Source organism: Lysinibacillus sp. FSL M8-0337, assembly GCF_038593855.1.
In the GTDB taxonomy this organism is placed as follows: Bacteria; Bacillota; Bacilli; order Bacillales_A; family Planococcaceae; genus Lysinibacillus; species Lysinibacillus sphaericus_D.
Genome location: NZ_CP151996.1, coordinates 3,668,106 through 3,692,627, shown reverse-complemented (window position 1 = coordinate 3,692,627; position 24,522 = coordinate 3,668,106). Strand labels below are relative to the sequence as shown.

Annotated in this window: 26 protein-coding genes; 18 read left to right on the top strand and 8 right to left on the bottom strand. The window is 35.4% G+C overall.

Annotated elements, in window-relative coordinates:
• Positions 1-106: 106 nt before the first annotated feature.
• Complete coding sequence (locus MKY08_RS18050) at positions 107-1,114, top strand: hypothetical protein (protein WP_024364191.1); 1,008 nt, start codon at positions 107-109, stop codon at positions 1,112-1,114.
• 272 nt (positions 1,115-1,386) lie between these two features.
• A complete protein-coding gene (locus MKY08_RS18045; RefSeq protein WP_069514433.1) occupies positions 1,387-2,235 on the top strand; it encodes an MBL fold metallo-hydrolase in 849 nt (282 codons plus the stop codon).
• A gap of 61 nt (positions 2,236-2,296) precedes the next feature.
• On the opposite strand, the gene MKY08_RS18040 is transcribed toward MKY08_RS18045, so the two are convergent.
• The gene (locus MKY08_RS18040; RefSeq protein ID WP_069514431.1) at positions 2,297-3,475 is read right to left on the bottom strand and encodes a nucleoside transporter C-terminal domain-containing protein; all 1,179 of its coding nucleotides are present in this window, start codon (positions 3,473-3,475) and stop codon (positions 2,297-2,299) included.
• A gap of 361 nt (positions 3,476-3,836) precedes the next feature.
• Between MKY08_RS18040 and MKY08_RS18035 the strand changes: the two genes are divergently transcribed.
• The 3 genes from MKY08_RS18035 (at position 3,837) to MKY08_RS18025 (ending at position 6,203) form a co-directional block, all read left to right on the top strand.
• On the top strand, positions 3,837-4,544 hold the full coding sequence (locus MKY08_RS18035; RefSeq protein WP_069514429.1) for a DNA alkylation repair protein: 708 nt from the start codon (positions 3,837-3,839) through the stop codon (positions 4,542-4,544).
• A 128-nt stretch (positions 4,545-4,672) separates the two neighbouring features.
• Positions 4,673-5,122: a GNAT family N-acetyltransferase gene (locus MKY08_RS18030; protein WP_069514426.1), complete on the top strand. Its 450-nt coding sequence runs from the start codon at positions 4,673-4,675 to the stop codon at positions 5,120-5,122.
• 214 nt (positions 5,123-5,336) lie between these two features.
• Positions 5,337-6,203, top strand: coding sequence for a M23 family metallopeptidase (locus MKY08_RS18025; protein WP_069514423.1), 867 nt, complete (start codon positions 5,337-5,339; stop codon positions 6,201-6,203).
• Between the two features lie 60 nt (positions 6,204-6,263).
• Here MKY08_RS18025 and MKY08_RS18020 read toward each other — a convergent pair whose 3' ends face one another.
• Positions 6,264-6,635, bottom strand: coding sequence for a hypothetical protein (locus MKY08_RS18020; RefSeq protein WP_069514420.1), 372 nt, complete (start codon positions 6,633-6,635; stop codon positions 6,264-6,266).
• A 327-nt stretch (positions 6,636-6,962) separates the two neighbouring features.
• Between MKY08_RS18020 and MKY08_RS18015 the strand changes: the two genes are divergently transcribed.
• On the top strand, positions 6,963-7,259 hold the full coding sequence (locus MKY08_RS18015) for a hypothetical protein (RefSeq protein ID WP_069514417.1): 297 nt from the start codon (positions 6,963-6,965) through the stop codon (positions 7,257-7,259).
• A 100-nt stretch (positions 7,260-7,359) separates the two neighbouring features.
• On the opposite strand, the gene MKY08_RS18010 is transcribed toward MKY08_RS18015, so the two are convergent.
• A complete protein-coding gene (locus MKY08_RS18010) occupies positions 7,360-7,629 on the bottom strand; it encodes a hypothetical protein (protein WP_069514415.1) in 270 nt (89 codons plus the stop codon).
• Positions 7,630-7,784: 155 nt separating this feature from the next.
• On the opposite strand from MKY08_RS18010, the gene MKY08_RS18005 reads away from it, so the two are divergent.
• The 3 genes from MKY08_RS18005 (at position 7,785) to MKY08_RS17995 (ending at position 10,747) form a co-directional block, all read left to right on the top strand.
• The gene (locus MKY08_RS18005) at positions 7,785-8,783 is read left to right on the top strand and encodes a hypothetical protein (RefSeq protein ID WP_069514412.1); all 999 of its coding nucleotides are present in this window, start codon (positions 7,785-7,787) and stop codon (positions 8,781-8,783) included.
• Positions 8,784-9,024: 241 nt separating this feature from the next.
• Entirely contained in the window at positions 9,025-10,059 is a 1,035-nt protein-coding gene (locus tag MKY08_RS18000) for an ABC transporter permease (RefSeq protein ID WP_069514409.1), read from the top strand.
• Between the two features lies 1 nt (position 10,060).
• Positions 10,061-10,747: an ABC transporter ATP-binding protein gene (locus MKY08_RS17995; RefSeq protein ID WP_069514406.1), complete on the top strand. Its 687-nt coding sequence runs from the start codon at positions 10,061-10,063 to the stop codon at positions 10,745-10,747.
• 290 nt (positions 10,748-11,037) lie between these two features.
• Here the strand turns inward: MKY08_RS17995 and MKY08_RS17990 are convergent, their stop codons facing one another.
• Positions 11,038-11,487, bottom strand: a complete 450-nt coding sequence (locus MKY08_RS17990) for a GyrI-like domain-containing protein (protein WP_069514403.1) — start codon at positions 11,485-11,487, stop codon at positions 11,038-11,040.
• A gap of 162 nt (positions 11,488-11,649) precedes the next feature.
• On the opposite strand from MKY08_RS17990, the gene MKY08_RS17985 reads away from it, so the two are divergent.
• Positions 11,650-12,288: a hypothetical protein gene (locus MKY08_RS17985; RefSeq protein WP_081328067.1), complete on the top strand. Its 639-nt coding sequence runs from the start codon at positions 11,650-11,652 to the stop codon at positions 12,286-12,288.
• A gap of 87 nt (positions 12,289-12,375) precedes the next feature.
• On the opposite strand, the gene MKY08_RS17980 is transcribed toward MKY08_RS17985, so the two are convergent.
• The gene (locus tag MKY08_RS17980; protein ID WP_069514400.1) at positions 12,376-13,275 is read right to left on the bottom strand and encodes a 3-hydroxyacyl-CoA dehydrogenase; all 900 of its coding nucleotides are present in this window, start codon (positions 13,273-13,275) and stop codon (positions 12,376-12,378) included.
• Between the two features lie 484 nt (positions 13,276-13,759).
• On the opposite strand from MKY08_RS17980, the gene MKY08_RS17975 reads away from it, so the two are divergent.
• Together MKY08_RS17975 and MKY08_RS17970 are read left to right on the top strand one after the other, a co-directional pair.
• On the top strand, positions 13,760-14,818 hold the full coding sequence (locus tag MKY08_RS17975) for an S-layer homology domain-containing protein (RefSeq protein ID WP_069514398.1): 1,059 nt from the start codon (positions 13,760-13,762) through the stop codon (positions 14,816-14,818).
• A gap of 86 nt (positions 14,819-14,904) precedes the next feature.
• Positions 14,905-16,259, top strand: a protein-coding gene (locus tag MKY08_RS17970; protein ID WP_141705601.1) for an IS3 family transposase whose coding sequence is annotated in 2 segments (ribosomal slippage) — positions 14,905-15,358 and positions 15,358-16,259 — 1,356 coding nt in all. Because the reading frame shifts where the segments join, the coding sequence is not laid out codon by codon here.
• Between the two features lie 85 nt (positions 16,260-16,344).
• On the opposite strand, the gene MKY08_RS17965 is transcribed toward MKY08_RS17970, so the two are convergent.
• Complete coding sequence (locus MKY08_RS17965; RefSeq protein ID WP_256093128.1) at positions 16,345-17,031, bottom strand: zinc transporter family protein; 687 nt, start codon at positions 17,029-17,031, stop codon at positions 16,345-16,347.
• A gap of 218 nt (positions 17,032-17,249) precedes the next feature.
• Positions 17,250-18,158, bottom strand: coding sequence for a MerR family transcriptional regulator (locus MKY08_RS17960; RefSeq protein WP_069509390.1), 909 nt, complete (start codon positions 18,156-18,158; stop codon positions 17,250-17,252).
• A 217-nt stretch (positions 18,159-18,375) separates the two neighbouring features.
• On the opposite strand from MKY08_RS17960, the gene MKY08_RS17955 reads away from it, so the two are divergent.
• The 3 genes from MKY08_RS17955 to MKY08_RS17945 all read left to right on the top strand — a co-directional run bounded on the left by MKY08_RS17955 (position 18,376) and on the right by MKY08_RS17945 (position 22,581).
• Complete coding sequence (locus MKY08_RS17955) at positions 18,376-19,683, top strand: globin-coupled sensor protein (RefSeq protein ID WP_069509388.1); 1,308 nt, start codon at positions 18,376-18,378, stop codon at positions 19,681-19,683.
• A gap of 233 nt (positions 19,684-19,916) precedes the next feature.
• The gene (locus MKY08_RS17950) at positions 19,917-20,624 is read left to right on the top strand and encodes a tryptophan-rich sensory protein (RefSeq protein WP_069509385.1); all 708 of its coding nucleotides are present in this window, start codon (positions 19,917-19,919) and stop codon (positions 20,622-20,624) included.
• Between the two features lie 265 nt (positions 20,625-20,889).
• Positions 20,890-22,581, top strand: a complete 1,692-nt coding sequence (locus tag MKY08_RS17945; protein ID WP_069509382.1) for a GNAT family N-acetyltransferase — start codon at positions 20,890-20,892, stop codon at positions 22,579-22,581.
• A 123-nt stretch (positions 22,582-22,704) separates the two neighbouring features.
• On the opposite strand, the gene MKY08_RS17940 is transcribed toward MKY08_RS17945, so the two are convergent.
• Entirely contained in the window at positions 22,705-23,301 is a 597-nt protein-coding gene (locus MKY08_RS17940; RefSeq protein WP_069509378.1) for an NUMOD4 domain-containing protein, read from the bottom strand.
• A gap of 194 nt (positions 23,302-23,495) precedes the next feature.
• On the opposite strand from MKY08_RS17940, the gene MKY08_RS17935 reads away from it, so the two are divergent.
• Genes MKY08_RS17935 through MKY08_RS17925 form a run of 3 tightly spaced genes read left to right on the top strand, consistent with a single transcriptional unit; the run spans position 23,496 to position 24,497 of the window.
• Positions 23,496-23,702, top strand: a complete 207-nt coding sequence (locus tag MKY08_RS17935; RefSeq protein WP_024364213.1) for a helix-turn-helix transcriptional regulator — start codon at positions 23,496-23,498, stop codon at positions 23,700-23,702.
• Positions 23,699-24,004 (top strand): hypothetical protein, encoded by a 306-nt coding sequence (locus MKY08_RS17930; protein WP_256093127.1) that lies wholly within the window; start codon positions 23,699-23,701, stop codon positions 24,002-24,004. The genes MKY08_RS17935 and MKY08_RS17930 overlap by 4 nt, the downstream gene beginning before the upstream one ends.
• Before the next feature lie 22 nt (positions 24,005-24,026).
• A complete protein-coding gene (locus MKY08_RS17925; protein WP_069509375.1) occupies positions 24,027-24,497 on the top strand; it encodes an SACOL1771 family peroxiredoxin in 471 nt (156 codons plus the stop codon).
• Positions 24,498-24,522: the final 25 nt, after the last annotated feature.

Sequence of the window (24,522 nt, the reverse complement as noted above, 5' to 3'; positions counted from 1 at the left end):
TGACGATATGTATGACAAATACTTTAAAGAAACATTAACGTTAGAACAGTACTATGAGCTAAATTATGAAGGTTGTAAAAACTTAAAAATGAAGGAGAAGATTTGAATGCCATTACCAATTATCGTTGGAGGAATTGCACTTGCAGCAGGTGCAGCAGGACTAGTAACAGGAGCAAAAGGTGCAAAAAAGATTGCTGATGCAAAATCGCGCGTTAATGAAGCTGATGAAAAATATGAAAATTCTAAATCTCTTTTAAATGAGACCGAAATGAAAACGACAAATCAATTAGATATATTAGGTGCTTTAAAAGTACAAGTGTGGAAAGATTTTGAGCGTTTTTCAAATGCATTTGAAAAAATTCATAATCGTCCAGACTTTGAAGAAAAGATTTCTGGAGAATTTACTATGCCTAAGCATGCATTAATTGAAATTAAACAAGTTCAAATTAAAGCTATTGAAATTATTGGTACTACAATGGCTTCTGCAGGCGCAGGTGCTGTAACTGGGATGGCTGCATATAGTGGTGTACTCGCTTTAGGCACAGCATCTACAGGGACAGCAATTAGCTCATTATCCGGTGTAGCTGCAACGAATGCGGCATTAGCAGCATTAGGAGGCGGTTCAATTGCTAGTGGTGGTGGTGGCATTGCATTGGGTACACAGATTTTAACAGGAGCAGTAGCAGGACCTATAATTGCAGTTGGTGGATTATTATTAAATGCCAAAGGAAATTCTAGTCTCGATAAAGCGGAAGAAGCTGAACGTGAAGTTGAGAAAATAGTGTCTGTTATCAATAAGTCAGTGCAATTTTTAAAGAAAGTAACTTTACTTGCCAAAAATTTTGAAAAGGAATTATCAATTATTCACAATGTTTATTTAAAAGAGGTTTCTAAGTTAGAAGCTTTAGTTGCATATAAAAACGATTATGATAATTATTCATTTGAAGAACGTCTAATCGTAGATAATAATATAAAGTTAGTGTCAATATTATTTAAATTATCAACACAAGATTTAATAACGCCTGCAGAAAAAGAAGACCAATTACCTACAGTATTAGTAGAAGAGGTCAATGAAGTTATTTCATTGTCAAAAGAAGCAGTAAAAAATATTTAAGAGACAAAGCGTATTGAGGCGGTATTCTAAAAATTCATCTTTATTAAGTATTACATTTTGTTGTTATTTGAAATTTATAACGTCAAAACCTTTAAATTTAAGGGTTTTGACGTTTTTACCTTTTCTAATAACAGTAGTAAGTGGGACTGCTAAAACGGTAGCTACAATTCCTAAAGTGATTCTAAAGCGGTTATATGTATAAAAAAATTCTTTCAAAGAGTAAATTGCCCTTTTTTGAATTAAACTATTATGAAAGGGGGGGCTTATCTATTATGCATTCAATAAATAAAATAGGTGATTGTTTTTGGTATATGACGCCTATAGCGGAAACGGATCGTCCCATTTTAGGGATGGTAGTTGGTCATAACAAAACATTAATGATCGATGCAGGGAATTCGGAGGAGCATGCACACTATTTTCAGGAAGAACTTTTAAAAATGGGCGTTCCTAATCCGGATATGGTCGTTTTAACGCATTGGCATTGGGATCATATTTTTGGACTTTCCGCATTACGTCATATCGTGTCCATTGCTTCGAAAAAAACAAAAACAGCAATGGAGAAGTTAATTCCATTTTCTTGGTCAGATGAGGCACTTGACGCACGTGTGAAGGAAGGGATAGAAATTGAATTTTGTGCCAGAGCTATTAAAGAAGAATTCAAAGATCACCGAGATATTCAGATTGTTTTGCCGAATGTCACGTTTGATAAACGGGTGGAGATTGACCTAGGTGGTGTCACTTGTATCCTTCAACATGTTGGAGGGGATCATGCGGCTGACTCGGTTGTGGTTTATATAAAAGAAGAAAAGATTTTGTTCCTTGCTGATTGTATTTATCCTAATCTGTATGCTGAAAAAGTACATTATACAGTTAAGGAAACGCTTCGTCTGTTGGCTGAATTAGAGCAATTTGATGCGGATACATATATTCCTTCGCATCAACAGCCAATAACAAAAGAAGCGTTTAATCAAGAAGTAGCGATGCTTAGAACGATTGCTACATATACCGATAGTTGTGATGGAGATTCACAAAAAATTATGCAAGCATATAAAAAGCATGTGAAAAGAGAACTAACAGAAGATGAAATTGAAACTATCTCTGACTTTGTGAATGGTTATTAACAATCGTCAGAATTGTTTTAGTGCCTGGCACAAGGAAGTGGAGCTCACCACTTCCTTTTCTTTATAAAATTAAGCTTACGATAATACCTGAAAGGACACTTACAAGGGTAGCGCCAAATAATAATTTTAAGCCAAAGCGTGCGACAACATTTCCTTGTTTTTCGTTAAGACTTTTTACAGCACCGACAATAATGCCAATTGAAGAGAAGTTGGCGAAGGACACAAGGAATACGGAAAGAATGCCCATTGTCCGCTCACTAAAGTGATAATCGCCTCCAGATAAATCCAACATCGCTACGAACTCATTTGTTACTAGTTTCGTCGCCATAATGGATCCTGCACTAACCGCTTCCGAGGAAGGAATGCCCATAATAAAGGCAACTGGCGCAAAGATGTAGCCTAGAATCGTTTGGAAAGTAACGCCGAACAGTAACTCGAAGACACTATTAAATCCTGCCATCAATGCAATAAAGCCGATTAACATGGCACCGACAATAATTGCCACCTTAAAGCCATCCAAAATATATTCGCCAAGCATTTCAAAAAACGATTGCTTTTCGTGCTCGATTTCTAAAATATCTTCTTTCGGGTCAATGTCATATGGATTCATAATTGAAGCGATGATAAAACCGCCAAATAAATTTAAAACTAAAGCCGTGACAACATATTTTGGTTCTAGCATCGTCATATATGCACCAACGATGGCCATGGATACAGTGGACATCGCTGACGCACAAAGTGTATATAAGCGCTGTTTTGACAGCAGACCAAGTTGTCTTTTTAATGTGATGAAAACTTCTGATTGACCGACCATTAATGAAGCAACGGCATTATAAGATTCCAATTGCCCCATGCCGTTTACTTTACTTAAAACCCAGCCAATACCTTTCATAATAAAGGGGAGGATTTTTAAATGTTGAAGAATACCAATTAATGCTGAAATAAAAATAATGGGTAGCAATACGGTTAAAAAGAACGGCGTTTCTCCCTCATTGGCTAAGCCGCCAAATACAAAGGTAACTCCTTCACTTGCATATTCCAGTAATTTGTTAAAGACAGTAGCAATTCCCTTAATAATAATTAAGCCGAATTGTGTATTTAACAACAGTAATGAGAACAGAATTTGAATGATCATCATTGTAATAATTGGTTTGAATTTAATCTCTTTTCGATTGGAACTAGCAAGCCAAGCGAAAAACAATACAATGAGAATACCTAAAATAGAAATAACGTATTGCATATGTAACCTCCTGATGTTGAAACCATGATGTGATAATTACCTTCGCATAGTACCTTTATTAATTGTGAGTGTTGTCTTGAATATGTTGTCCAAATTACTAAAAAAGAACCGCACTTATTTAATATAAATACCCTTTGTTGAAGAAAGGTAACATAGAGATATTAATAGAAAGTTATTAAAAAAGCAAAAAAATATCTATTTAACTGAAATTTTGATAGGCACTAGGGAATAAAAGCAAGGATTATGCTTTTTTTTACAATATAGAGCTAGCTGACAAATGCCCTAGTGATATAGCATAATGAAAATAAATTGAAGATGGGCAAAATTGTAACAATGCTAACGTAAGGAGAGTGCAGTGAAAATGAATGTTGAAATGGTGATGCAAGAGCTTGAAGCACTTGGTAAGGAGCGTACGAAAAAAATATATATGTCAAATGGTGCACAGGAGCCACTTTTTGGGGTGGCTACGGGGGCGATGAAGCCAATAGCTAAGAAAATCAAATTGAATCAACCGTTAGCGGAAGCGCTTTATGCCACAGGAAATTATGACGCAATGTATTTTGCAGGTATTATTGCGGAGCCAAAAGCTATGACCGAGTCGGATTTTGAGCGCTGGATTGATGGGGCGTATTTTTATATGTTGTCTGATTATGTGGTGGCAGTGACGTTGGCGGAAGCGGATATTGCGCAACAGGTTGCTGATAAATGGATTGCTAGTGGGGAAGAACTAAAAATGTCTGCTGGCTGGAGTTGTTACTGCTGGCTATTAGGAAATCGTCCCGATGTCGAATTTTCCGAAAGTAAAATGGCTAATATGCTTGAAATGGTGAAAAGTGCGATTCATAATTCACCTGAACGAACAAAATCTGCTATGAATAATTTCCTCTATACGGTAGGGGTCTCGTATGTCCCGTTACACGACAAAGCGTTAGCTACAGCACAACAGATAGGGCCTGTAGAACTTAAAAAGAATAATAAAAAAAGTAGTTTCCTCAACGCTTATGAAAGTATTCAAAAGGATGTAGAGAAAGGCAGAATTGGCTTTAAACGCAAATATGTAAGATGTTAAATCACAATAAGTACCAAATTGAGTGATTGCCTGCGGATTTAGTGGCGATAACACAAAATTACATGGCGATTTCAGCGCATCTCCCGTGGGATAAGCATATTCCATCACTATAAAAAGGAGGCACAATAATGACGCAACAAAAAATAATGATTATACCGTACAGCCCTGCATTTGCTGAGCAAACAGTAGCGATGTGGCGAGATAGCAAGGAACAGGCTATTGGTCAGAAAGAAATGCATAGCGTTGAAAATCATGTGTACTTTTTAAATCATCTATTACCAGAACAGTTTCAAATTGAGTTAGCGATTATTGATCAAACAGTTGTTGGTATGATTGCCTATAACGATAGTGAAATAAGTCAACTGTATATTCATATAAACTATCAAGGGCTTGGTATCGGGCAAACATTGTTGGATAGAGCGAAAGCCCAATCAAGTGGAAAATTAACTTTATATACATTTGAAGTAAATGAAAAGGCACAACGTTTTTATGAAAAACACGGATTTAAAGTAATCGGTAGAGGGCATGAAAATGAAGAAAATTTACCTGATATTTTATATGAATGGATTTTCGAATAACGAGAGAGCGAAAAATGGGAGCTTGTCCTGCGTTTAGTTTTCTTTTATAAAACAAGCAAGAGACTTACAATCTTTTTGCTTGTTTATTTTGTCTGCGATTTTTTGATGGCGATGCGTACATAGTCCTTTACCTGAATTTGAAATGGTAAATATTGAAACTTATTATCCAATCAAACGTATAGGTAATATAGTCAGCGTAAAGGGGATGTTTAGAATGCGAGTTAGTTCAAATGAAGTAACACCTCAAAATTTCGGGATGTTTTTTTTGCAAGAAAGATTTGATGAAATTTATAACCAATGTCATGCAACGTTTCAAGACATGGTTTCGAATGAGCAATTTAATGAATTAGCTAAATCTTTTAATGCCAATGTACAAAACTATGAGTTATTTAATGAATCAACAATCGCTCATTATCATCAATATGTTTGGTTGGATAATCGACAAGAGAAAGCGATTCAGGTAACGATGGATTCAAGTAATACTATTCATAGCTTATTAATTAAGCCTTATGTGGTTTTTCCAGAAAGCGATAAAAAGTATAGTCAAAATACATATATAATGCCTATAAAAGAGGAGTGGTTTGTATTTTGGGGAGGGGTTAATGAGTTTGTCAATTACCATTACGCGTATGAAGCTCAAAGATATGCTTATGACTTGGTGATCATGAAGAATGATGCGACCTTCAAAGATTCTCCTAGCATCAATGAAAACTATTATGCCTTTAATAAAGAAGTTACCGCACCTGCAGATGGGAAGGTAATTAAAGTTGTCAATCATCTAGAAGATAATATCCCTGGAGAAATGTATGAAATGGAGCCAGCAGGAAATGTAATTATTATCGAACATACCAATCATGAATATAGTATGGTGGCGCATTTAAAAAAGAACTCTTGTCTTGTACAACAAGGAGATATTGTTAAACAAGGTGATGTGATAGCACTTTGTGGAAATTCAGGAAATTCCTCAGAGGCACATATCCATTTTCAAGTGATGGACGCACCAGACTTTCTGAATTGCCAATCTTTACGCATTCGTTTTGCGGATGGTTTAGAGCCGATTCAAGGTGATTTTGTAAAATAGCTAAAGAACCGATGAGCGAATTTTCCGTTCATCGGTTCTTCTTTATAGGACTAATCACCATTAAATACTTTGAATTAATTCGCTATATTTTAGGGAAAGTAAGTTTAATGAATAGTTTTTAATTTTATCGGTTGCAATAATACCCGTTAGGATACATTCAATCATTTCTTTATATTGATAGATTAAATGGACTTCCTGCATAAAAGATGAATCTATCGTAATGCCGTTCGTCATCGTCTTTAAAAGTACTTGTTGCTCTTCATATAAGTAAATTAATTCGAATTTTGAATTATGTATTAATGTCGTAATTTCGGGAAAAATAGTAGCATCGTTTAAAACTGCTAAAATATCGTCGACCGGCTTTACACCTTCTATTGATTGTAAATATGAGAAAGTTTCTCTTAGTTTTTCTTCTAAAAAATCAGTACTCATTGAAAAATGCTCCTTCGTGTTTTGCTTCATCCATTTTAATAATTTTATGATTATTGTATGCCTATTTTAGTAGTAAAAATTATTAAAAAACTTACTTTTTTTTGAATTAATCGGGATAATTTCATTTTAAATAAATAATTTATAGTAGTAAATACTATTTAAATAAAATCGTAAATATGGACTATACTAATGAGTGTTATCCATTTTATTAGGAAAAATGGTTTGGTTAATGCGTTTTTATTTAAAAATCTATTATTTTCTGTTTGAAATAAAAGTAGTAAAATATAAAAAATAAATTTTTTACAGCATTTTATGGAGGTGCAGAGTATGAATTATGTTAGGGTCGAAATAATTGATACTGTGGGGTTAAATCCAAGGGAAAGAAAAATGTTGCAAAATACGGTGTTAAACTTTGTTGCGATGAGCAATGCGTTAATTTTGAAAGAAGATGTCGTGATGAACCCGTTGGAACCCAACAACGAAAATATTGGGGTTATTCTAATTTATGCCAAATCACTGAATGAAGAACAGTGTAAGACAATAACAGAGGCATTGTCCAATCGATTCACCACGTATTTTAAAATGAGTGAGTTGGATTTGGAAGCGCAAATTAGCGTTTATTGAACGATGCCACGTGCAGTTCTCTGTATATAAGCTAAAACGCCCACGGAAAAATCCGTGGGCGTTATTTATAAGAGAGGATTATTTATCTACAGCACAATGCTTAGTTTTTTACATAATAAGTTAATTGGATTAGTGTGTCTTCGTTTAATTTATAAGCGATGACGAGCATATATGTGCCTTGTTCTTCTTGTGAAAGGTCGATTGTAAAGTGGTCTGTATTTGGTGTAAGTTGTTCCACATCTACGTAGATTTCTTTCATAGTTTTCGTATTTCTTAGACCGATTTGATAAGGGTTTAAGTATTGCCCATCCAAACCTTTTACTAAGTTCTCAACCGTCGCTATTGGACCTGTTAAGCTTGATACTTCCACAACTTGAATTGCCTGTTTAAGATTGTAATCTGCAATCGGTATTACTTGATTTTTGTTTATCAGTAAACTACTTATGTCATGGGTACTGATATTGAAAATATTTACAATAGGTGAAATAATATATTTGATACTATTAATGAAAGGAAATGGTCTACATGTTATATAAATTAAATAAGTCCTCATGGGATTATGAAAAGGTTAAAAGAGTGAGTCTTGATGCGATTGGTTGGAAAGAGAAGGATTTAGAAAAGTTAGTATCTAACCATCTGCAAGATTTTATTTCTAGTAAAGATTTAATGACAATATTTAACGAGCGTCCAAGACAAGAAGAACCCGATATTTTAGCTGTTGATAAAGATGGCGATTTATACATATTTGAATTGAAAAGATGGGGTTCAAATCAAGAGAATTTGTTACAAGTATTAAGATATGGTCAATTATTCGGCAATAGTAGTTACGATGAGCTCAATGAAAAATACCTTAAATATAGCCAAGGCAATATATCGTTAATGGACGCTCATAAAGAGTATTTTGGTAAAGACGCAAGTAATCAAATTACCCAAGAGATGTTTAATAATAAGCAACATTTCATTGTTATGACAAATGGCTTAGACCAACAAACGGTAGAAGCAATTATTTATTGGAAGAAGAACGGTTTGACTATTGATGCCATTGTCTACTGGATATTTGAAGTGAATGGTGAACATTATATTGAGTTTAATATGTATTCTCCAATTGAAAGTTATTTAGAATATGAGAGTAGCGCCTACGTTTTAAACACGAATCATAACAATAATCCGCTAACGACAGATGAAATGTTAACTGGAATGAAAGCAGCGGCTTATCATAAAGGATGGCAAGAAAAAATAGAAAAGATTCAAAAGGGCGATATTGTATTCCTTTATAAAAGCGGCGCTGGAATTGTAGGATACGGAAAAGGTTCGGGTAAATATAACAAGCAAGATTATAATGGCTATGCTAATGCAGAGACAAATACACCTTTACAAGATTTTTGTATATTAAAGCGTCCATTAAGCGCTTCAGAAATGAAAACTATTTGTGGACAAGGTTTTAACTTTAGACAAACGATGTTCTCAATTAGCGAAGAAAATGCCAATAAATTAATGCAAGTAATTCAAAAACATTACTTGTAACGATTCTTTTAGGAGCGTTATTCTAGCCGTTTAGCTTTACTGCGGTAAACGAGCTTCTATCCCCATTTACAAAATCTTCCACGTCATTATGCGTAGAAGGTTTTTTATTTTTGTTTGAGTAGGAAGCGGCAGCGATGTTCAACTGTAATGTTTAGTTCATCTTCCGTTCATGTTCAGTTCATGTTGTGTTCATGTTGACTCTATATTCTAAGAATGTAAAAAGAAATAGGAGGGGTTTAAAATGAACCTGGCTTTAAAAGAAATGAAGAAAAATAAAGTACGATTTGTAATTTTAGGTTCGATTGTTTTTCTGGTGAGTTTATTAACCTTTATTATTTCGGGTTTGGCAAATGGATTATCGCAAGACAATGCTGCGCTTATTAAAGATTTACCAGCGGGGCAGTTTTACATGAACGAAGATGCAGATGAAACATATAATCTTTCTAGAATAGATAGCAGTACCCAAGATGAAATTTTAAGCAAACAAAAAGATGCTGTCGCCTTTTCTATTCAAATGGGCTTTATTAATGATAAGGCAGGGAAGCAGCAAAGCGTGGCATTTGTAACAGCTACCGACTCGCCGTTATTTGCAAATGTCAAACATGAAGAAATTATTTTAGATAGCTCATTAAAGGAAAAAGGAATACAAATAGGCGATACAGTAACAAACAATCAGTTTAGTGGCAAGTTTATTGTAAAAGATTTTGTTGAACAAAAGAAATATAGCCATGCGCCAGTAGCCTATATTAGTATGGAAGATTACCAAGAAATTTATCGAGTTAAAGAAATGCAATTAGTGTTTACACCAGATGGGGATACCTCACAAGCGTATACAGGATTACAAGCTTTTTCAAAAAGTGATTTTTTAAATACGATACCGAGTTATAGCGCAGAACAAATGTCTCTTAATATGATTGTCTGGTTTTTAGTTGTCATTAGTGGCATGCTGTTTGCAATCTTTTTCTATATGATGAACGTTCAGAAGATTGGCTTATATGGTATTTTAAAAGCAATTGGTTTAAAAACAAGTAAGTTATTCAAAATGATTTGGACGCAAATGATTGTGATTACTGCGATTTCTCTGGTGCTATCAATTACACTAAGCCAAGTTTTTAATCAGTTTGCACCACAAGGAATGCCATTTAGTTTAAGTTTTGCTACAATAACACAATTGTCGATTGTATTCCTTATTATTGGATTTATCGGAGCTACTATTTCTGGTATCCAAATTAAAAAAATTCAACCATTACAAGCGATACAACAAGGAGAGGTCTAATATGACACAATTTACAATGGAGAATGTTAGAAAAACGTTTACAAATGGTGAAGTGCAGGAAGAAATATTAAAAGGCATTAACCTGACCCTGAAAGAAGGAGAAGTAACAGCATTAGTGGGCGCTTCAGGTTCTGGTAAAAGTACACTACTAACGATTGCAGCAGGTTTGCAACCTACAACCGATGGGCAGGTAATCTTTGAAGGGAAAAACATGACGACATTGAGTGCAGATCAAGTTCGTCAAGTACGGGCAAGTAAATTTGGCTTTGTCTTTCAATTTGCACATTTAGTGCCGTTTCTTACAGTAGAAGAACAGCTTCTGCTGATGTTGGAAGTTTCTGAATCGCCATTAAAGAAACACGAGCAGCAAAGAGAGGTAGAGCGTATTTTAAATTTAGTAGGGATGGATCATCGTAAAAATGCCTATCCTTCTTCATTATCAGGTGGGGAGAAGCAGCGAGTTGCTATTGCCCGAGCGATTATTCATAAACCGAAAGTGCTCTTTGCGGATGAGCCAACAGCAAGTCTGGATTCGAAACGATCGAAGGACGTAATGGAGTTAATTCGAAATCTTACTAAATCATTAAATATAACGACGTTAATGGTTACACATGATGAAGAAATGCTTATGTATACAGACCAAGTCATTAAAATGAATGACGGTAAAATTTTGCAAAATGTAAATTAATAAAATGTACAAAAAGTGTTAGATTGATTAGGTTCAATCTAACACTTTTTTGCTGCGCTGTTGTTGTCCGCGTCTTACGGTGTGTGCGTTCTGAGCAGGATTCACCGCCTTCGCTATCAACAACTAGTGAACACTTCTAATTTTTTATTTTTGCAAAAGCAAGAATGGCTAAGTTCCTATAATAGCAAAAATTTATGAACACCTTTCCTCTGTTCCTTAAATTTGTTTAGTTATGTCCCAACCTCTTATTTTGCAGTAAGCGTTAATTCTGAGAAATCAATTCGTAAACTTTACTGAACCGGAACTAATATTTCGCATAAATGATTATCAATCATTTGCGATGTATATCTTTCAATTATTGGTTCTTGTCTCATGATTAGCTGATGTTGTTCGATTTCTGAAAAGACAGTGTTCCAAAATGTGCTGATTGCTTCTTTAGTATGGTCGAGCAAGAAAACAGCATATTTCCCGCCACTAAATGTACCAACATGTGCAGGTTTTGACACATGGAAATTTTCATGAATCATTATGCCCACATCATATCGACATTGCTCTTTAGGAGTTATTTCGGGATTATCTTGCGCTATGCCGAATATGGCTGATTGATTCAACAAGTCATTTAAATGTGCCCATTGTTTAAAAGACTCCATTAACCCTTTGTTTTGTCGTTCACCATATTCACCAACGTTTCTAAAAAAGGCAATTTTTGAAGCGGGTAATTCTTCAATTGTGATTTTCATTGTATCGTCCTCCTTCTTTAGCTAAGGTAATATGATTAAAAATGTTTCTCAAGAACTTTTTTTAAAGTAATGAAATAATGCAAATTAACAAGAAACATCGTGTGGATGATGGCATTTTTTATGTTTTCTATGTCATACCTTCTAATTAGGGGGGAATGCACGGTGAGAAAGATAGTAATGATTGTTGGTGTGTTACTAGTGACTATAGTTACTTTTAACTTTGTCGATAGGCTTTTAGCAGATGATACTTTAAAAAATAATGAGGGGCAGGATTCATTCGTTAGTCAAGAACAATTAAGTATGGCTACATTGAAAGATAAGTTGCGTGCAATCTATGTTGGAGTAGATGTGAAAACGACACCAAAGAAAGAATTGGTGTTACAAGTTGTTGCGGACGAAGATTATTTTAATTTGGTAAAAAAGGATATGGAGCCGATTGCCAAAAGTGTGATAGAAACCTCTCCATTTATGGACTATACGGTTGTTTTTGAACGGTGGGAACTAACCTCACGGGATGAAGAGGATATCAATCTCGATAATGGGGTATCCAATTTTATTAAAACGATTGTGGAAAGTCTTGAAAGTTATACAGTATTCAAACATGTAACGACGGATCACCAGTCTTTCATTACTATCCAAACGACAATAGATGGTTCTGAGAAAGATGCGCAAAAATTAGCGCTGGAGATGGAAGAGACGGTTTATCAAATGATTAATTTTCAAAACCGAAATGAGCAATCTCAAAAGAGTACATATGACATTAAAATAGTGAGTGCTCAGGGAAAAGTATTAAATCAATAAAATTGTTTGGGTGACAGGCACTAAAAAAAAGCCGTAACATGCGCTAAGTGCGACATGTTGCGGCTTAAATTGTATGAGTGACAGGCACTAGCCTTTTAGGAAATCGGGTTTAGCGAAGCTTGGGTTAGGGTATTGGTAGAAGCCTTCACCTGTAGCTCGTCCTAATTTACCTTTATCGATATACTCTGTTTTCAATAGGTTAGCTAATTTTTTCATGTTTTCATCCCCTGTAGCGGCAGCTTTTGCTTCTACAATGTTATGGGCTGTATTAATACCTACAACGTCTAAAATAGCAAATGGTCCAAGAGGAGCGCCAGTACCAATCATCCATGTTTTATCAATTGTTTCAGGGTCAGCTACTTCTTTTACTAATAGCATTTCAGCAGCATCTAAAAATGGCACTAGTAAAGAGTTTAAAATATAGCCAGGCTGTTCTTTATATAAAGGTAGTGGTACCATGCCGATAGCACGTGCAAATTCCACCACTTCATCGAATACTTTCATATCTGTACCTGGGTGTTTCATAATTTCAGCCGTATTGTTTACCCAAATAGTATTAGCAAAATGTAATGCTAAAAATTTCTCTGGACGACCTGTTGCTTCTGCAAATTGGCTAGGTAATAAAGTGGATGAGTTTGTAGCAAAAATTGTTTTTGCAGGTGCAACTTTACCAAGGTTTGTGTAAAATTCAGTTTTAATTTTTACAACTTCAGGAATAGCTTCGATAACTAAATCAGCATTTGCTACAGCATCTGCTAAATCACTATTAAATGATAGACGAGCGTAAGCAGCATCTACTTCTTCCTGTGTGGCACCTAAATCGTGCTGATACAATGGTTTTAACTTTGTAATACGCTCTTGCGCATTTTTTAAAGCATCGTCATTAATATCGTATACAGTAACGTTAAATCCTTTAAATGCAGACTGATAAGCAATCTGGCTTCCTAAAACTCCGCTTCCTGCTACAGTAATGTTTTGATAATTCATCTGACTTCCTCCTCTGATAATGTTACATCAATATAATAGTTTCGTTGCGAAATGACTTCTTTGTTACACTCCCATAGTACTGCTTCCAATGAACTAAAATCAAATAATAAACTCAATTATTATAATGATATAAAAATATGTCTGATTACTATTTAAATTTACCTTCTTAGAGTATGAGTATGTGCTGATGGAGAATAAAAATAACAGCACATCTACATGTTTTTAGATGGAGGTCTCTAAGACTAGATGAGTACCGTACAAATGTTGTTGTTGTGAATCAAAAAGACTATATGAGGTGAGGAGTTATCCCTTTTGTGAATAAATGTATTAATGAATTAGACCTATGTAACTAATTATTTAGACGGTAAATTTAGTTTTTAAAATATAGGACTTTATTATAATTTTGAATAATTTACATATATTTATAGATTTGTTAACAGATGATTTAGTACACTAAATTTATGAATTGAAAGGGGAAAGAAAAATGAAGAAAACGATTTTAGCTGGAGCTTTAAGTATTGCTTGTTTTACAGGAGGTTTTGCTACACAAGCACAAGCTCAAGGTAATGACAATATTGCCAATATTATTCATCCAAATCAGGTTGTTGTAGCAACAAACCAAGCGCAGTCTATGTCTTATCAAGATATCTACAAAATGCTATTACTTTCAGAATTAGGTATTGACAATCCTGATAATATGACTGTAGTAACAACTAAAAATAGCATTACTTTGAAAGTTTCACTAAAGGCAGTAATGGATAGCTATTCAGATGGGACAAACTTATATCCTGAGGGTGAAAAAGAGTTTAAAGAAAACTACGAAGAAATTAAAAAGCTATTTGGTGATGCTATGCAAATGCGCTTTATTCAATCTGGTAATAGTTACAAGGCTGAAGTTTATGCAGAGGGAAAATGGCAAACTGCAAGTAATGAAGATGTGAATGATTGGTTGACAGTATTAAACCGTGCAGATTTTGATCTTAAACCAGGTGGTTATTTTACAGATGCAATTGGTCACTGGGCTGAAAGCTATATCCAATTACTTTATCAAGCTGGAATAGTGACAGGTGTTACGGATACAACGTTTAATCCGAATGGTCAAGTAACACGTGGACAATTAGCTGCGATGATTTTCCGTGCTTCAGGACTAGATGTTAATGAAGATTATGAAGGTCCAGCTACATACAAAGATATGCAAGGCTTCTGGGGGGCAAAGGAAGTAGCGATTTTACAAGAGTATGGATTACTCGAAATTTTTGATGGTGAAAATTTCGAACCAAATAAACCGGCTACACGTGAGGAAATGGCTCATGTAACGGCAAGCTACTTGGAATCAGTAGAATTCGATGTAGAAAAGGCTAATAAAAATAATACTTTTACAGATAAAGGTGACATGCGTCAGGAAGCGGTAGCATCGATTGGCTTATTACAGCAATTAGGAATTATTGAAGGCGCAAATGGTAAGTTTAATCCAAAAGGCAATTTGACACGTGCGCAATTTACGAAAATCTTATCGCTTACACTGATGACAGTAAATAAATAGTAAGAGTAAAAAACCACTTTGCTAAGGCAAAATGAACTGCACCCCAATTGTTAGACACATCTAACAATTGGAGGTGCAGTTTTTATATGGCTAAATTTAGTGGAGAAGAAAAGTTAAATGCTGTTTTAAGATATTTAAATGGAAATGAAAGTGCGAGATCAATTGCCAAAGAAATAGGCGTTTTACACCCTAATCTTTTAACTTGGGTGAAACATTATAAACAACGTGGTGTTGATGCTTTTGTAAAACAATATACAAATTACTCTGCACAGTTTAAACTAGACGTACTAAATTTTATGATTGAACACGGTACATCCTTAACTGAAACAGCTGCTATTTTTCATATAGTGGCTCCTTCAACCCTATGTGTTTGGAGAAAACAATTTGAAACAAAAGGATTCGATGCCCTTCAGTCAAGGAAAAAGGGGCGTCCATCCATGAAAAAAGAAACGAACAAACAACCAAAACAAGTACTAGTAGAGGGCTCACCGGAAGCACTTCGAGCAGAAATCGACCGACTACGTATGGAAAACGATTATTTAAAAAAGTTGAATGCCTTAGTTCAAGCCAAGGAAAAATCACCAAAGAAGACAAAGTAAAGGTCATCTATGAACTAAGGTACAAATACCCGGTGAAGGCTCTCGTGGCATTCGCAAAGATTCCACGTAGCACGTACTACGATTTAGTGAAGAAGATGAATCGACCAGATTCAGATGCCGAGTTAAAGGCCGAAATTCAAGCAATTTATAACGAACATGAGGGTCGTTACGGCTACCGTCGCATTCGTGATGAGCTCGCGAATCGTGGGCAAAAGGTGAATCATAAGAAAGTACAACGCATGATGAAAGAGCTTGGTTTAAAGTGCATAGTAAGAATGAAAAAGTATAAATCTTATAAAGGGACAGTTGGCAAAATTGCGGATAATATTTTAAATCGTAACTTTAAAGCCGATGCCCCAAACGAGAAATGGGTAACGGATATTACTGAGTTTAAATTATTTGGCGAAAAGCTTTATTTATCGCCTGTTTTAGACTTGTTTAACGGAGAAATTATCACCTATACAATTGGCTCTAGACCTACCTATTCATTGGTCTCAGAGATGTTGGAGAAGGCTTTAGCACGCTTGCCAGAAGAACATAAACTACTCATGCATTCCGATCAAGGCTGGCATTATCAAATGAAGCAATATCGCCACGCTCTAAAAGCAAAAGGTGTTGTGCAAAGTATGTCACGTAAAGGGAATTGTCATGATAACTCCGTAATGGAGAATTTCTTTGGCATAATGAAGTCCGAATTCCTTTATTTAAAGGAATTCGAAAGTGTGGAGCAGTTTAAAATAGAATTAGAACAATATATGAACTATTACAACACAAAACGTATCAAGGCAAAATTAAAACTGAGTCCGGTGCAATACCGAACTCAGTTTATCCAAGCTGCCTAAATGAAATAACCGTGTCTAACTTTTAGGGGTCACTTCAAAAGTGGTTTTTTTTACGTGCCAGTCACCGAAACAATTTTGACACAATTCATCCTGCAAGTACGTGGAACATATAGCTTAAAAAATAGCCTAATAATATATAGGTGAGAAAGGCTTTTAAAGTGACTGTTTGTACATGGTGCAAAATAAACTCTGAAATACTAGCCGTCCCGATTAACCCGATTGATAAGCCCATTAATATTCCTTGTGCTCTTATTGTTAAATCCCAATACTGACCAATTAAAATAAAAATGATAAAGAAAATGGAGAATCCGATGAAATAAATAAATAGCTTCCATAGCTTTTCACTTTGTGAGAGAAAGGCTGTTGTAAGTGCAAATCCTTCAGGAAGATGATGAAGAATAATGGAAGCTGTGATCGTTATACTTAATGCAGAGTTTCCTAGTAAATTACCTACTGTAAGACTGATTGGGATTGTATGAATGACCATTGCAATGGCGAGCAAGGAAACGGAGGGATTTTGATAATTAGTCGGGTGAAATAAACTACTAAGTAGTTGAAAAACTAAATAGCCGATGAGAATGCCTAGTATGATGCCAAAAGACTTGTACATTTGAAATGAGGATGGAATGATGTCTAGTATAAGCAATCCCACTAAAAATCCGCCACATAATAATGATAAGCCCTGGGTTGTATGTTGAAAAAGCTTAGAGAAAACCCAAGCAATTGTTCCTCCTATACTCACGCTGAAAAAAAGAAATCCTCCAAGTATCATTGCACTCAACTGCGAAATTCCCCCGCCCCATTATAATCTGAAGTCCGTTTTACAAAATATATGCAATTCAAGGGTTTATATGAGGATAAGCTGTTAAAAATATACAATCTTGCTATCTATGTAGAGCAGGAAAACACTAATTAGCAAATAAACTTACAGCTCGTACAAATGAAAAGGAGCAGTATCAAGCTTCCCTTCCATCTGTAGACCGTATAGGGTTATTGGAAGACTTCCTCAATCGTTTGAGCAATGGTAATGAAATGTAAGTCTTTATCTTTTGTATATTCGATTGCGCCAGCTCCACCTAAATAAAATTGTATAGATGGATACTTTGAAGCAAAATCCTCTAATTGCTGTAAGAGAGCAGGGTGCATTTCAAAAGGCATAGTTGTTAGAGCAGACAATATAACAATTTGAGGCTGAAACTTCGAAACGAGCGATTCAATTGCCCCTAGTGCAGGTGAGCTCCCTATTAAAAATGACTTCCATCCGAGCAACATCGCTTGTAAAAGCAAAATATGGAGTGGGACTTCATGATATTCCCCTGGTAAACATGCCCCCATAATGAGCGGGGCGTTGTCTTTATATTGATAGTTGCGTCTAATCTGTACTAAATAATCTCGGATCACCATCGTGATAACAGCTTCCTGATATTCTGACCATTCCGCTTTTTCCCATCGCATACCTACTTCATGTAACAAAGGAATAACTACAGTCGATAGAAATTTGGGTAAGCCAAGCGCATAATGGGCATCTTGAAGAATTCGGTTAATTTCAATTTCGTCACAATGCGCCCCTTTTTCTAGTAGAAGAAAAACATAATCGTTCATTTCGTGTTGGATAGTTGGAACAGGAATTGGTTTAGAATCTGATTCTTGTTCTGGCTCCATTGTTTTGACAACTGTGGCTGCTTGTTTTATAGAATATCCTTGTTGGGATAGTTTTCGTACCTTTAGCAGTATTTGAATATCTTGTTCTGTGTAAACTCTATGGCCGTTGTCTAATCGCTTTGGTTCAACAAGTTGATAGCGTTCTTCCCATTTTCGAATGACTTGCTTAGAAAGACCCGTTACTTCAGAAACTTGTTTAATATTATAATGCCATGTTGTTGAATTGACAGATGTCATTGTTCGTCAACCCTCTTTCCAGTTTGAAAAGTATCGAATTATCATAACAATTATACTGTAGATTTATCAAGTGGAAAATTTAAACCTATAGCTCTATTTTAAACGATAACACATAATTTGTATAATTTTTGTATAACTATTATAACTAATAGTTTGACAATGTTTAATTTTTCATGATATACAGGTACTAAACAATTATGTGATTGAGGTGGAGAATGTGGCGAAATGGTGGAAACGGAAGTTAGAAGCTTCTAAAGATGAATTGTTTAGTTTGGAAGATGGCTTTGAACCAGTTATAGAATTGTCTACTATGCCAGAGTTAGAAAAACAGATGGTATTAATAGGGCTTAAACGAGAAGATCTCTACATAATAAAAGCATGTCAGCCATTTGTTCGCGACGGTATCGAAGAAGTAACGGCTGTATTTTACCAAAACATACTCGCTGTTCCATCGTTGCGTAAAATCATTGAGGAGCGTACCCAAATCGATCGCTTGAAAAAAACATTAGGGAACTATTTAATTGCAATGTTTGATGGAGCTTTTAATGTAGAAGCAATTGAAAGAAAAAGAAAGCTAGCTCGCATGCATTTTAAAATTGGCCTAGAACCAAAGTGGTATATGGGTACTTTTCAACATATCCAAGAAGCAATCATCAATTTGATTGTGAAAGAGATGACAGCACCTGCTCTTCGTGAGCAAATTATGCTAACTATTTCAAAATTAATTAATCTTGAAATGCAAATTGTGTTGGAAGAATACGAAAAGGAAAACGTTAAAATAAGAAATGATCAATACAATCACATTAAAAATGAGCTAAAACAAAAGATATCTTTAATCAGTCAAGATTTGGCTAATTTAACGGAAGAAACAAATTCGTCTATTGATGAAGTAGATGTTCAAACGACGATGATTGCACAAGTAATTGAAAGAAATGTCGAGACTGTTCATCATATTAATCAAGATGCAGATGTTGGTAATCAACATGTCATGAAGTTGGAACAAGAGATGCGCCATATTTATAACCGGACAGAAGAAATGGGTGCATTAATCGGCAACTTAAAAGTGTCTTCGGATCGTATTATTGATATTGTTTTGCTCGTCAAAGCCATTGCAGATCAAACCAATTTGCTTGCCTTAAATGCCTCTATTGAAGCGGCAAGAGCAGGTGAACATGGTAAAGGATTCGCGGTAGTTGCTCAGGAGGTACGCAATTTAGCTGAACAGTCAAAACAATCTGTCGAGGAAATTACGAAGCTTGTTCAAACATCTACTACTTTAACGATGCGTGCGGTTGAAATGATTGATCGTATTGAAGAAAGCGTGGCAGATGGTGTGGAGGCTGCTGTTGAAACACAATCGAAATTTCACGATATCCTACAAGCTATTGTGGAAAATGAGCGATGTATTGTACAGGTAGAAACGGATGTAAAAAATTTAGAAAAGGTAATTGGCTCTATTGGGAACGAAACACGCACTGTTGCCAGTACAGCCGATAGTTTATATCAGACAGCCATGCATTTGTAGAGAACACATATACTGATAAATTTTTCACTAAGATAGAACGATCTCCAACTGTAGATCATTCTATTTTTTTATGTCCTTGAGTAGAAACGAGCGGTCTCTGTTCATCATGGACTGTTTTAAAAGTAGCCACTACAGGTATAAAAGGGGAGAGCGTGTTTTTAAAGGAAACATGTATATCAATAATTAAAAGGCTATATAGTAACTTATATAGATAAAAATAAGGAGGGATGGCTATGAAATGGGTTGCACTGTTAAGTTATATAGCAATGATTATTATCAATGGTTTAGCAAGTACAATTGGTATTAATGGCAAAACAACAGCGGAAATATCCAATCAATTAGAAGTGCTTTTCACACCAGCAGGCTATGTTTTTGCCATTTGGATTGTGATTTATATTGTTTTGGGTATATGGATTTTTCTTCATCTATTTTCGAAAGCAGAAAATCAGGAGACCGCCATTATCAATCTAGTTACATTAACGTGTTTGTTTAATATTGCGTGGCTTTTATGTTGGCATTATGCATATTTCGTATTATCCATTGTAATGATGGTAGGTCTCCTTATAAGCTTAATCTTGATATACAGTAGTTATCCAAAAGGGGATACTCGTTTTGCAGGAAGATTACCATTCTCGATTTATTTAGGCTGGATTAGTGTAGCCTTAATGGCAAATATTAGTTTTGTACTAAAATATTATCAATGGAATGGTTTTGGTATTTCTGAAATATGGTGGGCAAATTTATTGCTCTTTGTCGCTACATGTCTTGCCATTTATATACGCACTGTAGAAGTAGATGTTGTGTTTCCACTAGTTATTATTTGGGCTTTTATCGGCATTGCTGTCAAAAATGGAGTGGATGCAGGAAGTTTATTTTATATGCCTATACTGTATAGCATAGTGCTCTTGATATGGATTTTTGTAGGAAAGCGGAAAGAGTAACTAGTTGACGGTAACAGCCATCAACGACATAGCAAAAAGTGTTAGATTGATTGTAGTTAATCTAACACTTTTTCGCTTTTGTCCCAGTCTCTTTCATTCATTGGATTATGGTCAAGGACCGTGCTAGTTGTTCTAATTTTGTTCTTATATGAATATAGTGGCTACTAAGTGCTGAAATAGGATGCGAAGTGTAACACTAGAAAATAAGCGTTTGGCAAAGAACGTGATGCTTTGTTATTGAAGGCAAAAAGGAGTGACTACACACGTGCTAGAGTATAGACTCGTGACAACGATTGACGAGCTTGAGTCGTATAAGGAAACTTGGTCTGAAATACTTGAACGTGAAAAAAACGATAATCCATTTATAGAGTATGGTTGGGTGTCGACGTGGTGGACGATACTTGGGTGCGAAGAAAATGTGGAAATTTACGTAGTTGAGCATAGTGGAGAGCCGATTGCGTTTTTTCCATTTGTTCATGCTATTCGATTTGGTGGCATTCATCAATTTAGCTTTTTAGGACAAGGACTTGCTTCTTATATGGAGGTGATTTCCGAGAAAATTTGGAAAGAGCGAGTGGTGCAATATTTATTAAAAGAACTGACAAACCAATATAAACGGGTTCTTTTCTTGTTCCATGGTTTGCTGGAAAGTAAGGATACTTCTCAGATTTTAGAAAAGTATACTTTAGAACGGCAATTGCCTCATTCAATTTTTCGTGTGGTCACACCTTATATAGATTTTAGAGCAATTGAATTATCGGATTTTTTAAAGAAGCATAAGCGTAAATTTAAAAGTATTCATCGTCGAGAGAAACGATTAAAAGCATATGGTCAACTTATGTTTCAAAAAGTTGAGGATGGAAATTTAGATACTATGTTTCAGTTGTTCGAAAGAAGATGGCAAAAGAAAGTAGATACGAGTGGATTTACAAAAGAGCGGACGCGGACATTTATTGAACAGCTTGCAAAACAACAAGATGCAGTATTGGGTTTACAAGTTCATCGTTTGCAATTTGAAAATATTTGGATTGGCTTTACAGTAGATATTTGCTGTCGAGGTAGAAACTTTTGTCACACAATGGGGCATGAGCCGGATTTCAATATGTTCGGACCTGGACGATTGATTGAGAAGGAAAATATGCTGCAAGCACATAGTACAAACTTACATCTTTACGATTTTGGCAGTGGCTACGAACCTTATAAGTTTGAATGGTATACTCATTTAGATTTTACAAGAAAATTCATTATGAGTACGACAGGAATTAGGGAACGACTTTTTCGAAATGCATTGGTGCTCTATGAAACGGTTTTAACAATAGTAAAAGCAAATCGCAGAATTGTTGAATGGAAACGCAATACATTAGGAGAAGTGCGATACTGGTTGACAAAGGCAACTTTGCACGAGTGGTTTTCAATGCTAAAATGTAGGGTGTTTAGTGGACGGCTATTTCATATTTATTATTTACAGACAAAACGAGGTCATAACAAATCGAACTTTCACGAAATCTATATCCAATCCGTGCTGGAACACGATAAGCGTTCCGAGCTTCTTATACATTATTTTAAAGGCTATAAACTGTACGGACAAACCAAACAGGAAATCGCTTATTTGCGACATGATCAATTGATTCATGAGGAAGCAATTGGATTTATACAGGAGTTGCCACCGAATACTACATATATTAAAAATTATGAACTACCGAATCTCCCAATAATAGTCGGGGAAGTGCAACGAGAAGGGCGAGCAATTTGTACGTCTGCCAATTGGTTTGAATGGCGGAAACGTAAGAAGTTGTCAGCATTAGGATTTCAAAAGGTAGAACGTGTATGGATAACTCAATTTTTAAAATGGAAAAAAATATATCGTCAACAGGATAAGTGGGGAAAGTATTTTTTAAAACAAGGGCATACATTAGAACATATTTGGCATCTCGCCATACTTTCTTTACTTATATAACAAAAAATCCTTAGCACCTTTTATGGATGCTAAGGATTTTTTAGCTTGTCTAATTTTAATTGTAACTGTCATGCTATCATGCAGGTGATATTTTGTTAACGTAGTGCATTAGCAAAAATCAAATTAAAAGTGAATGCCAGGTTTGTCAATTAGCTTACAGCCTGTGCCGTATTTCGCTTTTAAGGCACCTTTAAAGTGTGTTTGTTCAAGCTCTGGGAATGTCTGCTTCCATAGTTCGAAGACATTATGATTGGACGCTGTGCCGTCTTTTGTTAGGCGGACAATATGGAAACCGTATTCGTCATTACAACGAGCGAGTGGACGATTTTCTCGCACTGTTATAATGCGCCCGCTTGCTGTTATTTCATAGAGTCCTTCATAGCCTGCAATTGCACGGCTTTCTTCATCTAAATTAGTTGTTTTAATAACTGCTTTGTCAACAGGTTTTTGTTCTTGAGCAGGCGCTTCGGGTTCCTTTTCCTCTGGAAGTTGTTCAACGACAATAAAATCTTTATTTGAAGCTTTATCGCTCATCGTTGCCATTACGTTCATAATGGAGCCTACATAATGTAATGGTTTGTCGCTACCTTCTTCATAGACAAAAATATTATAGTCAGTTTTATTTACCTTTTTCATAATAATGTTTCCTGTCGTAATCGTAAAACCGATAAATTTGTTTTTATTTAGTGCTTGTAGTGCTTGTTGCTTTGTTAAAGTCATTATTAATTCTCCTAAAAAAATGTTTTTTCTATTTTACCATAAAATTAGGAATGCTGTTTTCGAATGCTTGTTGCAATAACCGTAGGAATGAAAAATGCAAGCAATTCAAGGAAGATATGTAAAGGATGCTTTACAAAATAAAGAAAGTAAAGTACACTTTACGTAAAGTAAGCTTTACATAGGGGTGGTGAAAAATGGAACAACGCATAAAGGAGCTAAGGGCTTCCTTTGGGTGGACACAGGAACAGCTATCCGAAAAATTAGGTGTTTCTAGACAAACGATTATTTCGATAGAGAATGGTCGTTATAATCCGTCTTTAGAACTGGCGTATAAGATTGCAAAATCATTTCAACTAAGTATTGAAGAGGTATTTATTTTTGAGGAAGGTAGTGATGAATGATGACTTTGGAACAAATGCTAGGCTTACTTGGTATTGTATTAGGACTTTCAGGTGGTCTTTTTGGACTATGGTGGGGACGTAGAATGGCTGCACGTAAAAATGGGCTAGATGAAAGATATGAAAAAATTACAGTTCATTCACTGGCGACTGGTTGGAAAATAACGATTATCTCCATTTATCTGCTACTCCTTTTAGTGATTCTTGGTACGCAGTTTTCTACTGCCCAAGTATTAGGGATTCTGTTATTCATTCATATGGCAGGATGGGCATTTTCAACATTGTATTATAATTTAAAGTTTTAGAGTTGAAGGGGGCAAATTCAATATGCAACATCAGTTTAGTATGAATTTATCTTGGTCACAAGGAAGAAATGGTACAGGCAATTTATCAGCCGCTCATTTGAAAACAAATGTATCTATTCCTCGGGAAATGAATGGGCCAGGAATAGGAACAAATCCGGATGAGATGTTATTGGGTGCTTCCGCAACTTGTTATTTAATTACATTTGCTGCTTTACTTGAAAATTCTAAAATTCCTGTCGTGGCATTATCAATGGAGGCAGAAGGATTTGTCGATGTAACGGATGGTGTTTTTACATATGAAAAAATTATCCACAAACCGAATGTCAAAGTAGCTCATCTCACGGAGCGTGAGGAAAGACGTATTAATCGATTAGCACATAAAGCAGAACAAACTTGTATGATTAGTAAAGCTTTAAAAGGAAATGTGCTAATTGAATGTCACCTACAAATTGATCATTCGTCTGATGGTCAACCATCCACCTCAAAGATTTAATGATGAAAGGAATTATGCTAGAAGT